Origin of the sequence: Pseudomonas sp. NFACC13-1 (assembly GCF_900104425.1) — a bacterium.
Taxonomy (GTDB): Bacteria; Pseudomonadota; Gammaproteobacteria; order Pseudomonadales; family Pseudomonadaceae; genus Aquipseudomonas; species Aquipseudomonas fluorescens_AA.
The window spans coordinates 1-17,290 of sequence record NZ_FMXV01000017.1; the positions used below are offsets into that span (position 1 = coordinate 1).

At 60.6% G+C, this 17,290-nt stretch carries 13 protein-coding genes; 8 read left to right on the forward strand and 5 right to left on the reverse strand.

Annotated elements, in window-relative coordinates:
- The coding region (locus tag BLQ55_RS19935) for a transposase (RefSeq protein ID WP_143011755.1) at positions 1 to 232 on the reverse strand (232 nt) is incomplete at its 3' end.
- Positions 233 to 305: 73 nt separating this feature from the next.
- Here BLQ55_RS19935 and BLQ55_RS19940 point away from each other — a divergent pair.
- Positions 306 to 1,901, forward strand: a complete 1,596-nt coding sequence (locus tag BLQ55_RS19940) for an AMP-binding protein (protein ID WP_092256201.1) — start codon at positions 306 to 308, stop codon at positions 1,899 to 1,901.
- A gap of 146 nt (positions 1,902 to 2,047) precedes the next feature.
- On the forward strand, positions 2,048 to 3,310 hold the full coding sequence (locus tag BLQ55_RS19945; protein WP_092203527.1) for an OprD family porin: 1,263 nt from the start codon (positions 2,048 to 2,050) through the stop codon (positions 3,308 to 3,310).
- 194 nt (positions 3,311 to 3,504) lie between these two features.
- On the opposite strand, the gene BLQ55_RS19950 is transcribed toward BLQ55_RS19945, so the two are convergent.
- The 3 genes from BLQ55_RS19950 to BLQ55_RS19960 all read right to left on the reverse strand — a co-directional run bounded on the left by BLQ55_RS19950 (position 3,505) and on the right by BLQ55_RS19960 (position 6,319).
- Entirely contained in the window at positions 3,505 to 4,428 is a 924-nt protein-coding gene (locus BLQ55_RS19950; protein WP_092256204.1) for a sugar ABC transporter substrate-binding protein, read from the reverse strand.
- A gap of 80 nt (positions 4,429 to 4,508) precedes the next feature.
- Positions 4,509 to 5,300, reverse strand: a complete 792-nt coding sequence (locus BLQ55_RS19955) for a TIM barrel protein (protein ID WP_092256207.1) — start codon at positions 5,298 to 5,300, stop codon at positions 4,509 to 4,511.
- Positions 5,297 to 6,319 carry a Gfo/Idh/MocA family oxidoreductase gene (locus BLQ55_RS19960; protein WP_092256210.1) on the reverse strand — a complete coding sequence of 341 codons (1,023 nt, stop codon included), beginning with the start codon at positions 6,317 to 6,319 and terminating at the stop codon, positions 5,297 to 5,299. Before BLQ55_RS19960 ends, BLQ55_RS19955 begins: the two co-directional genes overlap by 4 nt.
- Before the next feature lie 184 nt (positions 6,320 to 6,503).
- On the opposite strand from BLQ55_RS19960, the gene BLQ55_RS19965 reads away from it, so the two are divergent.
- The 5 genes from BLQ55_RS19965 (at position 6,504) to BLQ55_RS19985 (ending at position 12,981) form a co-directional block, all read left to right on the forward strand.
- Complete coding sequence (locus tag BLQ55_RS19965) at positions 6,504 to 8,495, forward strand: sigma-54 interaction domain-containing protein (RefSeq protein ID WP_092256212.1); 1,992 nt, start codon at positions 6,504 to 6,506, stop codon at positions 8,493 to 8,495.
- Between the two features lie 396 nt (positions 8,496 to 8,891).
- A complete protein-coding gene (locus BLQ55_RS19970) occupies positions 8,892 to 9,911 on the forward strand; it encodes a substrate-binding domain-containing protein (protein WP_092256439.1) in 1,020 nt (339 codons plus the stop codon).
- Positions 9,912 to 10,066: 155 nt separating this feature from the next.
- Positions 10,067 to 10,492: a YciI family protein gene (locus tag BLQ55_RS19975; RefSeq protein ID WP_092165420.1), complete on the forward strand. Its 426-nt coding sequence runs from the start codon at positions 10,067 to 10,069 to the stop codon at positions 10,490 to 10,492.
- 23 nt (positions 10,493 to 10,515) lie between these two features.
- On the forward strand, positions 10,516 to 10,923 hold the full coding sequence (locus BLQ55_RS19980) for a VOC family protein (protein WP_092256215.1): 408 nt from the start codon (positions 10,516 to 10,518) through the stop codon (positions 10,921 to 10,923).
- A gap of 315 nt (positions 10,924 to 11,238) precedes the next feature.
- Complete coding sequence (locus BLQ55_RS19985; protein WP_092256218.1) at positions 11,239 to 12,981, forward strand: OPT family oligopeptide transporter; 1,743 nt, start codon at positions 11,239 to 11,241, stop codon at positions 12,979 to 12,981.
- An 8-nt stretch (positions 12,982 to 12,989) separates the two neighbouring features.
- Here BLQ55_RS19985 and BLQ55_RS19990 read toward each other — a convergent pair whose 3' ends face one another.
- Positions 12,990 to 13,892: a LysR substrate-binding domain-containing protein gene (locus BLQ55_RS19990; RefSeq protein WP_092256222.1), complete on the reverse strand. Its 903-nt coding sequence runs from the start codon at positions 13,890 to 13,892 to the stop codon at positions 12,990 to 12,992.
- A 157-nt stretch (positions 13,893 to 14,049) separates the two neighbouring features.
- Here BLQ55_RS19990 and BLQ55_RS19995 point away from each other — a divergent pair, with 157 nt between their 5' ends.
- A complete protein-coding gene (locus BLQ55_RS19995; protein ID WP_092256225.1) occupies positions 14,050 to 17,112 on the forward strand; it encodes a D-2-hydroxyglutarate dehydrogenase YdiJ in 3,063 nt (1,020 codons plus the stop codon).
- Positions 17,113 to 17,290 lie beyond the last annotated feature (178 nt).

The following is a 17,290-nucleotide window of genomic DNA, read 5'->3' on the forward strand; positions in this document are numbered from 1 at the left end:
CTTTTTGCCTGAGCAACGCTTTGAGCTGCTGAATTTCACGCTGATCAGCGGTAATCGCCTTGGCACCCACCGGGGTCGAACCCAAGCGTTCCTTGCGAACCTGATCGACCCAGCGGCGAAGCGCCGTGGGCCCAATATCCAGGCTGGCGCAGACTTCGGGAACCGACTGTCCCTCGTCCAGCACCATGCTGGCCGCTTTGAGTTTGAACTCACTGGAGTAAGATTTACGCATAACCAAAAACACCTCAGATTTGGGCGCCATCATAGCGCCCGATTGAAGTGTCCAAAATCATTAGGCCAGTTCACTGACGCCCCTTGGTTTTCTGGATCGCGCGGCCCTTGTCCACCCGGACCGGGTCGCCGTGGTGCATGGTGACCTGCGCAGAACGTGGCGCCAAACGCGCGAACGCTGCTATCGGCTCGCCAGTGCGCTTTCCAACGAGGGCATGGGGGCAGGGGACACGGTTTCGATCCTGTCCCCCAACACCCCTGCCATGCTCGAAGCCCATTTTGGCGTGCCGCTTTGCGGCGCGGTGCTCAATACCGTCAACTACCGCCTCGATGCGGAAGGCGTGGCATTCATCCTGCGTCATGGGGAATGCAAGCTTTTGTTGGTGGATCGCGAGTTTGCCGCACTCGCGGTTGCCGCCCTCGAACGTCTCGAGCATCCACCCGTGGTCATCGATATCAATGATCACTTGGCGCCCCTGGGCAACAGCATTGGCGATGTCGACTACGAAACCTTTATCGGCCGCGGCAGCCCGGATTTCCAAGGCGTGTGGCCCAGTGATGAGTGGCAGCCCATCGCACTCAATTACACGTCCGGCACCACAGGCGATCCGAAGGGGGTCGTGGCCAGCCATCGCGGTACCTATCTCATGAGCATGCTGCAGATGACCAACTGGCCCCTTTCCCGGGCGCCACGGTACCTGTGGACATTGCCTATGTTCCACGCCAACGGCTGGTGTTTTACCTGGGCTATCACTGCCGCTGCTGGCACCCACGTGTGTTTGAGGAAGGTCTCGGCAGAAGCGGTGTTCGATGCGATCGATACCCAGGGTGTCGATCACTTCTGCGCGGCACCGATTGTCATGGCCATGATCGCCAACTCAGCCGATCGTCCCCCGCTTGAAACGCCGGTTCGCGTGCTGACGGCGGGCTCTCCGCCTCCGGCAACCGTACTTGATGCCGTCGTTTCCTTAGGCTTCGACGTTGACCATGTGTACGGCATTACCGAAGTATCCGGCACACCGATCAGTTGCGTCTGGCAGGACGGTTGGAACGCGCTCGCGCAAAGTGACCAAGGCACCTTGCGCGTACGCCAGGGCGCTCGTGCGGCTGGATTTGAGGGCTTGATGGTGGCTGACGCTGACACCCTGCAGCCGGTTCCAAAAGACGGCCACACCACCGGAGAACTGCTGCTCAAAGGCAACACCGTGATGATGGGTTATCTGAAAAACGAAAACGCGACGCGCAAAGCCTTTGAAGGTGGCTGGTTCCACACCGGTGATGTCGCAGTGGTGCACCCTAACGGTTACATACAAATCACCGACCGCTGCAAGGACGTCATCATTTCCGGAGGAGAGAATATCTCGTCCGTCGAAATCGAAGAAGCCATCCACTGTCATCCGGCTGTTTTGCATGCAGCCGTCGTCGCGCAGCCTGATGACATCTGGGGCGAGGTGCCGTGCGCGTTTATCGAACTCAAAGGCGGGGCTGAGCGGCCTACCGAAGCCGACATGATCGCGTTCTGCCAAGCGCGCCTTGCTCGTTTCAAGTGTCCTCGCAGAGTGATCTTCATGGAATTGCCCAAGACCGCGACCGGGAAAATCCAGAAGTTTCTTCTGCGAGAACAGGCCGGCAGTCGCGATGCAATTGTGCGTTTAGCATCGAGTGGTTGAACCGGGTTCAGTTCGCCCAAGGCGGTCGGGCTCAATCGTTGATATTCCCACCGCATCTTCATCGAGCGTTTCGCATCCAACTCACACGCTGCCACCCATCAAGCAGTGAGCACTTATGCACACTACAAAAACAAAGGGCGCCCACAATGTCGAACAAAAACAATAAACTGTGGTTGGTTTTAGCTATTGCTTCCCCAGCATCCGTGGCATACGCCGACATCGTAAAGGATGCAAAAGGAAGTCTGGAACTCCGTAATTTTTACTACAACCGCGATTACCGAAACGACGGGGCAACCCAATCGAAACGGGATGAGTGGGCTCAAGGTTTCATTCTTAATCTGCAGTCAGGCTTCACCGAGGGCAGGGTTGGCTTCGGTATCGATGCCCAAGGCCTTCTAGGTGTGAAGCTGGACTCGAGTTCGGATCGAACGGGTTCTGGACTCCTCGCCTACGATTCCCAGCGGAACGTCGAAGACGAATACGCAAAGATGACCTTGACCGCGAAAGCGCGTATGGGGCGAAGTGAATTGAAGATAGGCGGGCTCAGCCCGCTGATGCCCTTGCTATGGAGCAACAACAGCAGGCTGCTGCCGCAAGTGTTTCGCGGCGGCATGCTGGTATCCAATGACCTGGATCCACTCTCCGTGACTGCGATAAGAGTCAATGCCGTCAGGCAGCGTAACTCCACAGACTTCGAGTCTCTAACCACATTTGGCTATCGGGCTATCGAAGCCGATCACTTCAACTATCTTGCTTTCGACTATAAGGCTCTACCCACGCTGACGCTCAGTGCGCATGCCGCACAGCTTGAGGATCTATATCGGTCGAATTTCTTTGGCATGAAGCTGAACCAACCCATCACGCACGGTAGCGTTATCGCAGACATTCGCCTGTTCGATGCGAAAGAAACCGGAGATAAGAATTTAGGGGAGGTGGACAATCGGACACTGAGTAGCTACTTCGCTTACAGCCTTCAAGGTCATACCTTGGGTGGTGGATATCAGAAAGCATGGGGCGACACCCCGTTCGCCTTTGTTAATGGAACGGACACCTATCTGTTCGCTGAGTCGCTCGCGAGTACATTTACAGCGCCCAATGAACGTATCTGGTTCGCGCGCTATGACTTCGACTTCGTCGCCGTTGGCGTGCCCGGGCTTACCCTCGGCCTCAAGTATGTGAGCGGTCAAGACGTTGACCCAACGCTGCTGACGACACGCCAAGCGGCTGCGTTGAGAGCGGAAGACGAAGAGGGGAAAGAGTGGGAGCGTGTGACTGACCTTACTTACGTTGTGCAAAGCGGCCCGGCGAAAGGTGTCGCCGTGCAGTGGAGAAACTCGACCAATCGCTCGACCTACGCCGACAGCGCGAACGAAAACCGCCTCATCGTTCGTTATACGGTGAACTTCTAGTCGAGCATCGGGCGCTTTTCTCAGTCGGCTTCTTCAATGGTTTTTTCTGGGATGCCTGGCTTTCATCGCCGCGTTCAGCAGCTTTGATGCGCACAACAAGAGGTTCATCCCGCAGCTGTTGCAATCGGGTCATACAACGACAAGCGCCGCTGCTCCCTGGTCGGGACAGCGGCGTTATTGTCTAACGTTTGCGGCTATTTGTAATGTTGCTCAAACACCGCCAACTGCTCGGGCTTGATCAACTGAAAGGGCACCCAGACGTCCGTTTCCACCGGTTCTCCCTTGATCATCTTGAGTGCGGCCTGTACCGCGCTGGTCGCCTGGGCCTTGGGGTCCTGGAACACCGAGGCGACCAGCATCCCGCGCTTGATCGCCGCCAGGCCGTCGGGCAGGCCGTCGATACCGACGATGGCGACCTCGCCCTTGGCTTTGCCGGCCTGCTGCAAGGCCATGGCCGCACCGATGGCCATCTCGTCGTTGTTGGCGACGATGGCGTCAAACCGACTGCCGGCCAGCAACCAGTTACTGGTCAGGTCCATCCCTTTGTTGCGCTGCCACTCGGCACTTTGCTGCTCGACGATCTTGATCCCGGGATAGTCCTTGAGCACCTGTTTGACGCCTTCGGTGCGGTCGTGGGTGGCGTTTTGCGCCAGGTCGCCCATGATGATCGCCAGGTTGCCCTTGCCGCCAAGCTTTTCGGCCAGGTAGCGCATCTGCAGTTGTCCGGCCTCAATGTCATTGGACGCCACCGTGACGACGCCCTTGGGCAAGGTGCGCTCGTCCGGGTGACGGTTGACGTAGACCAGTGGCGTCTTCGCTTCGACTGCGGCGCGGGTGATGTTGGCCGTGGCGGAGGTGTCTACCGGCAAGACAATGACCGCGTCCACTTTCTGGTTGATAAAGCCTTGGACCTGGTTGAGTTGGCGCACCACATCGCCTTGGGCGTCCTCGAACTGGATCTGCACGTTTTCCTTTTTCGCGGCCTCGTCCAGGCCGTTACGCACGTAGGTCATGAAATTGTCGTCGACCCTGGCGATGCTGACGCCGATGCGGTAGTCGGCGGCGGCCCATTGGCTGAACAGCAGCAGGGTGGCGAAAAGCAGTGTGCAACGACGCATGATGGTTTTCCTTTTGTTGTTATGAGTTGTACGTCACCAGGAGATGAAAATCTGCCGCACGTCTTGAACACGGCGCGGCTTTATCCATCAAGCGTGAAGGCCTGCCGGAAACGCTCCAGCGCGACCTCGCTGTCACCGCTGGCCCAGCCTTCGAGGCCGACGACACCGCTGTATCCCATGCCGAACAAGGCCCTGGCAATGGCGGGATAGTGGATTTCACCGGTGCCGGGCTCCATGCGCCCCGGGACGTCGGCGACCTGGATTTCACCGATGGCGTTGCCGGCGCGCTGGATCAGTTCGATCAGGTTTCCTTCGCCGATCTGCGCGTGATAGAGGTCCAGGTTCATCTTCAGGTGGGGGCTGCCCACGGCTTCGATCAGCGCCAGGGTATCGTCGGCGCGGGCGAACGGCGTGCCTGGGTGGTCGACGTCGGTATTGAGGTTTTCCAGCAGGAATACCCGACCCGCGTCTTCGCCCAGGCGGGCGATTTTTTCCAGCGTCTTGCAGGCGCTCAACCACATGCGGCCGGTGGCCTGGGCCACGGGTTTGACCGGCAAGCCCTGGGCGTCCAGGCCAGTGCCGTGCAGGTTCAGGCTCGGGCAACCCAATTGAGCGGCGACGGCCAAGGACTCCTGGGCGCTGCCGAGCAGCTGCCGGATCGCCTCGGGATCGGTCAGGTTGCCCGAGAGGTAGCCGGTCATGGAGGAGAAGTCCGCGCCGGTCGCGGCGAGGGCTTGGATGTCTTTGCTCGCCCAGTTCCATATCTCGACGCTGAAGCCCAACGCATGGATGCGTTTGACCCGTTCGATGAAGGGCAGGTCGATGAAAACCATCTCGGCACTGACTGCCAGTTTGAACGGTATGAAACTCATGAAAGCGCTCCCTGCACACGTACCGTCTTGCCCTGTTGGAAGGACTCGATACAGGCGCGGGCAATGGCCAGTGCTGCCCGCGCGTCTTCACCACTGGCCAAGGGTTTTTCTCCACTGCGCACGCAGTTGGCGAAGTGGTTGAGCTCGGCCACATAGGCATCCCGCAGCAAGTCGGTGTCCATGCGCTGGGTGTCGGCCTGGACCCCATTGGCCAGGTACCGCAGCAAGTCAGAGTCGTTGACGTTACCCATGGTCAGCATGCCAGCGCTGCCGAACACTTCGCCGCGGACATCGTAGCCATACACGGCCTGGAAGTTGGCCTCGGCCGTGGCGATGGCACCATTGTCGAAACGGATGGTGACCACCGCGGTGTCGAGAAAACCCTTGTCCTTGTAGGCGGGGGCGATCAGGGCATCGGCCATCACAAAAACCTCAACCGCCTCGGCACCCGGATTCAGGTAGCGCAGGGTATCGAAGTCATGGATCAGGGTTTCCAGGAAGATCACCCATTGCGGCGACGCGGCCGGGTTGTTCAGCGCCGGGTCGCGGGTCAGCGAGCGCAGCAGTTGTGGCGTACCGATCCGGCCGGCAGCGACGTCCAGATGAGCGGTGCGGAAACTTCTGGCAAAACGGCGATTGAAGCCGACTTGGAGCGTGACCCGTGCATCGGCAGCGGCGGCGATGGCGCGGTCCGCTTCGTCCAGGGTGATGGCCATCGGTTTTTCACAGAACACCCCTTTGCCGGCCCGGGCCGCACTGATCACCAGTTCGGCATGGCTGCGTGCCGGGGCGGCAATCAGCACGGCGTCGATGTCCGGGTCATCCAGCAATTGCTGTGGATCGGTATAGACCTTCTGCACGTCCAGTTCTGCTGCCAGGCGTGCGGCCTGGCCGGGGGTAGGATCGGCGATGGCGGCGAGGCAGGCGCCGGGGATGTGCCGGGCGGCGGTCAGGCCGTGAAAACTGCCCATGCGACCAGCGCCGATAAGGCCCAGGCGGAGGATCTTGGATGTGCTCATGAACATGACTCCCTTTATTGTTTTTACGACTCGGCGATAAGAATGTCCTCGTCTGTTCATCTAGGGAGCAAGCGCTGTGCCAATAGTTATCTTATTGATATTTAAAGATTTTAATTTGAATTGCTGTTCACTTTAATGACATGTCTATACTGACATGTCGAAAATATGAACATGTGGCCGGACAATGGATCAGCAACCTGCAGCATTGAGCGCCGAAGACCGTGATTACCTCACCACCCTGGGCCCTGCGTCGTTGAACGAAGGACCCAGCACTGCGCTGGATGAGGCCTGGCGAGCGTGCCTGCGGGGGGAGGTTGATCGTCCTGCCGGGATCCGGCGGGTGATTTGGGCGTCCTGGTTGCGCAGCGTCAATGCCGACCTCGATCCGGAAGACGGCGAGTACCGTTTTGTCGCGCCTGCCGACCTGACCGCGACACTGGCCGCCAACCGGCTGCTGATCGCCGCGGCGGCGCAAGTCATGCGCGGTTTGCTCGCTTATAACCCCAGGGGCCATATCAACCTGACAGATGCCGAAGGCACGACGTTGTACTTCTGTGGCCTGGACCTCACCCCCATAGGCAGTCGACTGCTGGAATCGGTACAGGGCACCAATTGCACCGGTCTGGCGATCGTCGAAGACCGTTTGGTGTATGTGCTGGCCGAGGAGAACTTCGGGCTTGGCCTGCGCCAGCGCCGCATGCATTGTGCCGCCGCGCCAATCCGCGATGCCCAGGGCCGGACGCTGGGTATGTTGACTTTGACGGCAGAGCCGGGCTGGTTTCATTTCCATACGCTGGGCACCGTCCAGGCCGCGGCCGAGGCCGTCTCCAGGCAGATGACACTGCAAGCCTTGCTCGAGGAGCAACAAACCGTCCTTGAAGTGCTCAACGAGGGGTTGGTGGTATTGGATGAGCGCGGCTGCATCAAGGCACTCAACCATTACGCCCGACAGTTGTTCCGCGTGGGGCGTGACCTGCTCGGGAGCCCGTTCAAGAGCCTGGGCAAGAGCGAATTGACCGATGCGGTCCTGTTCGGGGGCGGGGAAGGGGTACGGGACCTGGATTGCACCTTTGAACTGCACGACCGCAGCCATCTGGCCTGCCTAGTGTCGGTCTGCCCGCTGGAGCAAGGTGGGCGGATTGTTTCGTTGCGCGAGAACCGCCGCATCCGGGAAATCACCCGGCGGATCATCGGCACCCAGGCCAGCTATACCTTCGAAACCATCCTGGGCCGCTCACAGGCGATTCAGGATGCACTGCACCTGGCCCGGATCGCCAGTCGCAGCGACTCCACTACGCTGATCCTCGGTGAGAGCGGCACGGGCAAGGAACTGTTCGCCCAGGCCATCCATAATGCCAGCGACCGCAGTGGCGGGCCTTTCGTGGCGGTCAATTGCGGGGCCATTCCCCGTGACCTGGTGCAGAGCGAACTGTTCGGTCATGTCGAAGGCGCCTTCACCGGATCGGCTCGCGGTGGGTCGGCGGGCAAGTTCGAGTTGGCCGATGGCGGGACGATCTTCCTCGACGAAATCGGCGACATGTCCTTCGATGCACAGGTCAGCTTGCTGCGTGTCCTGCAGGAAGGCGAGGTGACACGGGTGGGGGCGAAGAAATCGCTGCGGGTCAACGTCCGCATCATCGCCGCCACACATCGCAACCTGAGCCAGGCGGTGGCCGAGGGCGCCTTTCGTGAGGACCTTTACTACCGGCTCAACGTGCTGAACCTGACGGTGCCGCCGCTGCGGATGCGCCGCGAAGATGTGCCGTTGCTGGCGCGGCATTTTCTCGCGCGGTGTGCACGGTCGCTACGCAAGACGATGCAGGACCTTTCACCTGCGGCGCTGGAGATGCTTGGCGCCTATCACTGGCCGGGCAACGTCCGTGAGCTGGAAAACGTCATAGAGCGAGCGACCAACCTGGCGATGACCGAACTGATCGAACCGAGCGATCTTGCGCTGGAAATCAGGCAGCGAGGGCGGCCATCGCCGTGGGTAGGTGTGCCTGAGCCGCGGACGGCTCCGGACCTGGGTACTCATGAGATGAATGCCATCATCGCTGCCCTCAAGGACACGCGCGGAAATATCCGCCTGGCTGCTCAACGGTTGAATGTGTCGCGTGGCGGGCTGTACAACAAAATGAGTCGATTTGGGCTCAAGGTCGATGCGTTTCGTTCTTAGCGGGCTGATCGGCACCGCCGGGGCAAAGCCGAAGCGCTCGATCAGCCACGCCCACAGCGGCGCAAAGATCAGGCCTCCCAGGCTGGCCCCCGGAACTGATCGGAGGGCCGGGACAGGAAGGATGTTACAAACTTGCTATTTCCCTTTCGGGCCGATGACAGCAGAGCCGACTATCCTTGCGGACACTGAACGTAAACGCTGCATCCATGAAAAAGAGACGCCATGTCACATTATGATTGCGCCATCGGCTCCAGACCCGGCATCTCACGTGGCAATCGAACCTGTTTGACCAGGTCCCGGTTGCTCCGGACAGTTTCAACGACAATGTTCTGTCTTTTCACGACAACGCCTGGGTATGGCCAGGACCTGCCAGCCGCGACGGACACGACGGTGACGGTGACTCAAGCGCAGGAAATGGTTGCCAGGGCCACCCTCGGCGCCGTTCCCTGGAGCGGTCCTGAGTCCGGCCCGCCCGCCCAGCATGGCAAGAGCATCGCCATTGTCGCAGAAGATATGCGCAACGGCGGCATTGTCGGCGTCGCCCAGGGTGCTCGCGAGGCCGCCAAGGCGATGGGCTGGACGCTGAGGGTATTCGATGGCGCTGGATCCTCGGCCGGGCGTGCAAAGGCCTTTGCCGACGCCCTGGCGGCGAACCCCGATGGGCTCATTCTGTGTGGCGCCGATGCCCTTGAAAACAAGGCGGAGCTGGCTGTCTTCGCCGACAAGGGCGTGCCGGTGGTGGGCTGGCACGCCGGGGAGCGCCCCGGGCCGATTGTTGGCACACCGATGGCCATGAACGTCACGACCGACCCGCTGGAAGTGGCTCGCATCACGGCCATGGCGGCGGTGGCGCAGTCGAACGGAAAGGCCGGAGTGGTCATCCTGACCGACTCCAGGTACAGCATCGCCATGGCGAAAGCCAAGGCCATGGAACGCGTCATTCGGGCCTGTCGGGAATGCTCGTTGCTGGAGGTGCGCGATGTCGCGATCTCCGAAAGTCGCGAGAAGATGCCGGCGATCACCACGGAACTGCTTCAGCGCCATGGCAAGCGTTGGACCCACACACTGGCCATCAACGATATCTATTTCGACTATGCGGTTGCCACCTTGGCCAGCGCCGCGATACCTCGCGACGGCATCAGTCTGTTGTCTGCCGGTGACGGTAGCGCTTCGGCGTTCTTGCGCATCCAGGAAAAAAACTACCAGACCGTCACCGTGGCCGAGCCGCTCAATGTGCATGGCTGGCAAGTGATCGATGAATTGAACCGACTGATGGCAGGCCAGCCGGTGAGCGGCTTCGTGGCACCGGTTCACTTGGTCAATGCCGACAATATCACCTTGGACGGCGGGACGAAGCTGCTCTATGACCCCAGCAATGGTTATCGAGACATCTATCGATTCCAGTGGAATCCCTGAGCGTTGGACATGACTGCACGGCAGGGGAGCCTGGGGTTTCCAGGCTGCCAACGCTCCGTCGAAAAATAATCGCGTCGACCTGTCGATTTCGACCATTGTCATTCGATTAGTCCGTAGAGCCGCCACAAGGGCGGCCATTCCCAGGAGATACGAGCATGCGATTTATGGTGATCGTCAAGGCCAGTCCGGAGTCGGAAGCCGGAGAAATGCCTAGCGAAGAACTGCTGGCCGCCATGGGCGCCTACAACGAAGAGTTGGTCAAGGCCGGGGTGATGCTCGCCGGTGAAGGCCTGCATCCCAGCGCCGAAGGCGTGCGTGTGCAGTTTTCCGGCAAGAACCGGACTGTCGTCGATGGGCCCTTTGCTGAGACCAAGGAGCTGATCGCCGGCTTCTGGATCTTCAAGGTCCAGTCATTGCAGGAGGCAATCGACTGGGTCAAGCGGTGCCCGAACCCGATGGTCAGCGACAGCGAAATCGAAATCCGCCAGATCTTCGAACTCGAGGAGTTCGGCGAGTCCTTTACCCCCGAATTGCGCGAGCAGGAAGAACGCTTGCGGGCGCAGATGGCCGGTCAATCGTGACGCCGGCGACAGGAGAACCCAGCATGAGAATCATCCCTTACCTGACCTTCAACGGCCGCTGCAAGGAAGCCTTTGCGTTTTACAAGGAGGTGCTTGGCGGCGATCTGTTTTCCATGTCCTATGCCGAGGCGCCCGAGGACGTCGGCATGCCCAAGGACGCCAGCCTGATCATGCACGCCTGCCTGACCTTGGGCAATTTCAGCCTGATGGCGTCCGACTGCCCACCGGGCCAGCCATACAGCAAACCACAAGGCGTATCGATTTCCCTCAATGTCGACAGCGTGAAGGAGGCCGAGCGGCTGTTCGAGCGCTTGAGTGAGGACGGACACGTGCAGATGCCCTTGGACAAGACCTTCTGGGCGGAACGCTTCGCCATGTTCGAGGACCGTTTCGGAATCGCCTGGATGGTCAATTGCGAGGGCCAGCCATAAGTCGAACGCTGCCTGGTCGCGATGCGCCGCCTGGCCCTTGGCAGCGCTCGCGACATGCCTCAATTCCTGCCCATGGGTTGACGATTCTGGCGAGCACGCTTGCCAGGGTTTCCCTCTGGCATGTGAACCTTGCGCCAATACTGCGTTCAGTTATTGAGTTGCCGCTTTACATAACCCTGTGGGAGCGAGCTTGCTCGCGATGATGGTGGATCAGTGACAGGGGTTGAGACTGACACTCCGCCATCGCGAGCAAGCTCGCTCCCACAGGGGGGCAGTCTGATCTGGCGGCTGCGCCAGTGCCGATAAGGACTTCGCATGCACCCAACCTCATCCACATTCCCCTTGAACGCCACAGTCGAACGCGAGCTCAGCCCGCGCGCGGTCAGCACGGGGATTGTCCTCGGTATCCTGCTGACACCCTCCAATGTCTACGCCGGGTTGAAGATCGGTTGGTCGTTCAACATGTCGATCATTGCCTTGCTGATCGGCTATGGCATCTGGCAAGGCCTGGCCAGTCGATCGGTGGGGCGACTGCCCTGGACGCTGCACGAAAGCAACATCAACCAGACCGTGGCTTCCGCTGCGGCGTCGATCATTTCCGGCGGGCTGGTCGCGCCCATCCCGGCCTACACCCTGTTGACCGGCCAGCAGTTGGATGCCATTCCCATGGTGGCCTGGGTCTTTTCGGTGAGTTTCCTGGGGATCTGGATTGCCTGGTACCTGCGACCCTCGCTGCTCAATGACAAGGCGCTGAAATTTCCCGAAGGCATGGCGACCCTGGAAACGCTGCTGCACATCTACAACCACGGCCACGAGGCCGCGACGCGTTTGAAGGTGCTGCTTGGCGCCGCGCTGCTGTCCGGGCTGGTCAAGGCGGTCGACACCTTCATGTGGGCCATCCCGCGCTGGTCTCCGAACGCTCAACTGGAGCGCCTGACCTTTACCGCTGACCCTTCGCTGCTATTGGTGGGGTTCGGCGGGATCATCGGTATTCGCGTGGGCCTGACCCTGCTGCTCGGTGCTGTGCTGGCGTGGGGCGGGTTGGCGCCGTGGCTGTTGGAACAGGGCCTGGTGCAGTTGCCGCACGGCAGCAGCGGCCCGCAGTTCGCGGCGCTGGTGGAGTGGTTGCTCTGGCCGGGGGTGAGCCTGATGGTCTGTTCGACCCTGGCCTCACTGGCGATTCGCCTGTGGGCATTGCACCGGTCCACCAAGGCGGGCGGCGGGGCGATCTGGACGATACCCAAGCCTGGGCCTGCCGCCGGTTTCGCGCTGTCGATCATCCTGGTGGTCAGCCTGCAAGTGCTATTGTTCGGTATCAACCCGTGGATGGCCTTGTTGACCATTCCCCTGGCGATCTGCCTCGCGGCGGTGGCGGCCCGGGTGGTCGGCGCCACGGGTATTCCGCCGATCGGGGCCATCGGGCAATTGTCCCAACTGAGTTTCGGCATCGTCGCCCCGGGGCAGGTGCCGATCAACCTGATGAGCGCCAATACCGCCGGTGGTTCGGCCGGGCAGTGCACCGACTTGATGAACGACTTCAAGGTCGGCCGGGCGATTGGCGCCACACCGCGCAAGCAATTGATCGCCCAGACCCTGGGCATTTTCATCGGTAGCATCGTCGGCGTGCTGGCCTATCTGGCCCTGATCCCGGACCCGCAAACCATGCTGCTCACCGAAGAGTGGCCGGCCCCGGCGGTCGCCACCTGGAAGGCCGTGGCGCAAACCCTGACCCTGGGCCTGGATTCATTGTCAGCGAGCATTCGCTGGGCGATTTTCATCGGCGGCCTGGTGGGTTTGTTGTTGGGGATCCTCGACAGCCTGCTGCCGGCGCATCGGGCCCGCTACCTGCCGAGCACGGCGGCCCTGGGCCTGGCCTTCGTCCTGCCGGCCTCGGTGTCCCTGATGATGGCGCTCGGTGCGGTGCTGACGTGGCTGGTGAGCTGTCGCTGGCCGAGCCTCACCGAACGCTTCGCCATTACCGCGGCGGCGGGGTTGATTGCCGGGGAGAGCATTACCGGGGTGGGGGCTTCGTTGTGGCAGATGCTTGGCAATGGGTGAGGGCGACCTCAGTTATCAGGAAACGGCAACGACAGAAGCCAGGCACTGAAGGCCTTCAGCGCCGGCAGGTGTTGGTATCGGCTCGCGTAGACAAGGTAATAGCGGCGTCCACTTTCCATCGGTTCAAACAGCGCAACCAGGTCGCCGCTCTTCAGTTCGTCCTGGACCAGGATTTGTGGAACCAGCCCAATCCCGATCCCCGCCGACACGGCTTGGATCAGGTGGGCAGTCAGTTCAAAGCTCGGGCCGGATCGCATGTTGCGGTGGTCGACGTTGTGCTTGTCGAACCAGTCCGACCAGGCTCCGGGCCTTGATACGACGTTCAACAAGGCATGCTCGGCAACGTTCGCCGGCGACATTGCCCGGTACTCGGGCAATGCGGTCGGGCTGGCCACCACCACCAGCTTTTCCGTGAGCAACTGATGTGCAATGTAGCCAGGCCACTCCCCCGAGCCTGCGCAGATGATCGCATTCATGTCGTGGGTGGAGGATTGAACGTCCTCGCGGATGATCCTCGAATGTATGTGCACCAGCAGGTCCGGATGCTTGGCATAGAATTCATGCATCCGCGGCAGCAGCCATTTGGAACCGAGGGTTGGCAGCACGGCCAGGTTCAATGGGCCGGTGTCGCTCTTGTAGGCGATGGCCTGCAACGTTGCGCTTCGAATACGCCCCAACGCGGCCGCCAACTCGTGCTGATACAGCGCGCCGGCGGCGGTCAGTTCAATCTTTCGGCCTTCGCGGCGGAAGAGTTCGATTTCAAGTTGCGCCTCCAGGGTCTGCACCTGCCGGCTGACGGCGCTTTGGGTCAGTGCCAACTCTTCCGCGGCCTTGGTGAAGCTGCAATGGCGTGCGGCGGCCTCAAAGGCAACCAGCAGCGACATCGAGGGCGTCAGTCGTCTAGGGTTCATTCATAAAGCTCATGCAAAAACAGCAGGAATTACGTTTGCTCCGACCGTATAGGCAGGCAAGAATCATGAAAACCTTATGCAGCTGCTCGATACGTCCTGTACTGAGCATACGTAATGTGAATGCATAGATTAGCTTTTCAGCCTGTAGGAATACATCATGATTGCCCGGTTATCGCCTCCTGAACCCCAGAAAGCGACCTATGACGCTTTTCTGAATGCGCTCCAAGTGGCGGGATTCCAAGGCGAGATTGCCCGCGACCATGGCGATCGGACGGTATTGGCCACCGACAATTCCATCTACCAGCGCCTGCCTCAAGCGGCGGTATTCCCCCTGGATGAACAGGACGTGATGATCCTGGCACGGCTGGCCGCCGAACCCGCGCACCGTGCGGTCGTGCTTACGCCGCGCGGTGGCGGTACCGGCACCAACGGGCAATCGCTCACCGACGGTGTGGTGGTCGACCTTTCCCGCCATTTGAACAAGATCCTGGAAATCAACGTCGAGGAACGCTGGGCCAGGGTACAGAGCGGTGTGGTCAAGGATCAGTTGAACGCAGCGCTCAAGCCCTACGGTTTGTTCTTTGCACCCGAGCTCTCGACATCGAACCGCGCCACCATTGGCGGCATGATCAACACGGACGCGAGTGGCCAGGGCAGTTGTACCTACGGCAAGACGCGCGATCACGTGCTCGAGCTTTCGACGGTGTTGCTGGGCGGTGATCGTCTCACCAGTTCAGCCGTCGACGCCGCGCTGTTGCCGGCGCTGGTCGAACGCCAGGATCGGGTGGGGAAGGTCTACCAGTGCGCGGTGGACATCGCCGATACCCAAGCCGAGCTGATCAGGGACACCTTTCCGACACTCAACCGTTGCCTGACCGGTTATGACTTGGCCCATCTGCGCGAGCCAGATGGGCGCTTCAATTTGAACAGCGTTCTTTGCGGCTCCGAAGGGTCCCTGGGCTTCATCATCGAGGCCAAACTGAACGTCCTGCCTATTCCGAAATACTCCATCCTGGTGAACGTGCGTTACGCCGGGTTCATGGATGCCTTGCGTGACGCGAAGGCGTTGATGGCAATGAAGCCGCTGTCGATCGAGACCGTGGACTCGAAAGTGCTGATGCTGGCGATGAAGGACATTGTCTGGCACGGCGTCGCCGAGTATTTCCCTGAAGACCCTGATACGCCGACGCTCGGGATCAACCTCATCGAGTTCAGCGGGGATGACGAAGCGGCGGTTCAGCAGCAGGTTCATGAGTTCGTTCGGCACCTGCAACGCGATACTTCCGTGGTCCGTTTAGGCCACACACTGGCCATCGGCGCCGATGCGCTCAAGCGTGTCTATGCGATGCGCAAGCGCGCCGTGGGGTTATTGGGCAACGTCAAGGGCGAGGCCAGGCCCCAGCCCTTTGTCGAAGACACCGCTGTTCCACCCGAACATCTGGCGGACTTCATCCAGGCGTTCCGTGCACTGCTCGATCGCCATGGCCTGCAGTACGGCATGTTCGGTCACGTCGATGCCGGGGTCTTGCATGTGCGACCGATCCTCGACATGAAGGACCCGGCCCAGGCCGCCTTGATCCGGCCGATTTCCGATGCGGTCGCGGCCTTGACGCAACAGTACGGCGGACTGTTGTGGGGCGAACATGGCAAGGGCCTGAGGTCGCAATACGTGCCCGATTACTTCGGTGATCTGTACCCCGCGCTGCAAGCGCTGAAGGCGGCGTTCGATCCATTCAACCAACTCAACCCAGGCAAGATCGCCACCCCGAACACGCTGCCCGGCGCTCGATTGACCCGTGTCGATGAAGTGCAAATGCGCGGTGCCCTGGATCGCACCATCGATGAGCGTGTCTGGCAAAGCTATGACACGGCGGTTCATTGCAATGGCAATGGCGCGTGCTACAACTTCGACCCTGATGACGCCATGTGCCCGTCCTGGAAGGCGACGCGCAATCGCATTCACTCGCCCAAGGGGCGGGCGTCGCTGGTCCGCGAATGGCTGAGGTTGCAGGGCGAGCAGGGTGTCGATGTACTGGCGGCCAGCGAGCGGGTTCGAGGGGCTGGCGGGGCGCCGAGCGGTGCGCGCCGGGCCGTGAATAGCCTGGCCCGGAAAATGGGGCAGCCGGATTTTTCCCATGAGGTCTACGAGGCGATGAGCGGTTGCCTGGCCTGCAAATCCTGCGCGGGCCAATGCCCTGTCAAAGTGAATGTGCCGGAGTTCCGCTCGCGTTTCCTTGAGCTTTATCACAGTCGCTACCTGCGTCCCCTCAAGGACTACCTGATTGGCTCACTGGAATACACGGTTCCGTATTTCGCCAAGATGCCGCGGCTGTACAACTTCGTGATGAGTGCCCGGCCGATCCGCTGGGGGCTCGAACGAGTCGCCGGGATGGTCGATAGCCCGCTGCTCAGCCTGGTGGATTTTGCCGCTGTGTGCCGGCGCTGGAGCGTGGAAGTGGCAACTCCGGAACGCTTGGAAGCGCTTAGCGCTGAGCAGCGTGAGAAAAGCGTCGTCCTCGTTCAGGACGCTTTCACCCGGTTTTTTGAAACGCCATTGCTCGTTGATTGGGTGGAGCTGATCTCGAGGCTGGGCTACCGAGTCTTCCTGGCCCCGTACGCGCCCAACGGCAAACCGCTTCAGGTGCAGGGTTTCCTGAAAGCGTTCGAGAAGGCCGCCAGCTTCAACGGCCAGACCTTGCTCAGCCTCCAGCGGTATCGAGTGCCATTGGTGGGGCTCGATCCGGCGATGACCCTGGTCTATCGACAGGAATATGCCAAGACACTGGATGCCGGCAACGCTCCCCAGGTGTTGCTCGCGCAGGAGTGGCTGATGGATGCCCTGCCGGAAGATGCGGCAGTGGAGGAGGGAGAGCCTTACCACTTCCTGCCCCATTGCACGGAAAAGACCAATGAGCCGGGCAGCATCGGGCAATGGCAGAAGATTTTCCAGCGCATGGGCCTGACGCTTCACGTACAAGCCAGCGGCTGTTGCGGAATGTCGGGCACCTACGGGCATGAAGCGCGAAACGCTGGAACGTCCGACACGATCTACGAGCAGTCCTGGAAGCCGCTCCTGCAGAAACTCAATCAGTCGGGCAGGGTGGTTGCCGATGGGTACTCTTGCCGCAGCCAGGTGAAGCGGCAAGAGGGTGTGACGGTGCTTCATCCCCTGCAGGTTCTGTTGGCGCGGGTGAAAGGCGTGTCGGCCGAGCGTGGATAGTCACAGATCCTCCCTGTAGGAGCGAGCTTGCTCGCGAAGGCGCTGGGTCAGGCAATGAAGTATTGGCAGGGCGGGCCTCATCGCGAGCAAGCTCGCTCCCACATCGGGTCTGGGTATGGCCGGCATTGCCGACAAAGGAAATACCCGGCCGTACTTTCAATGCCCTTATTCTTCACGA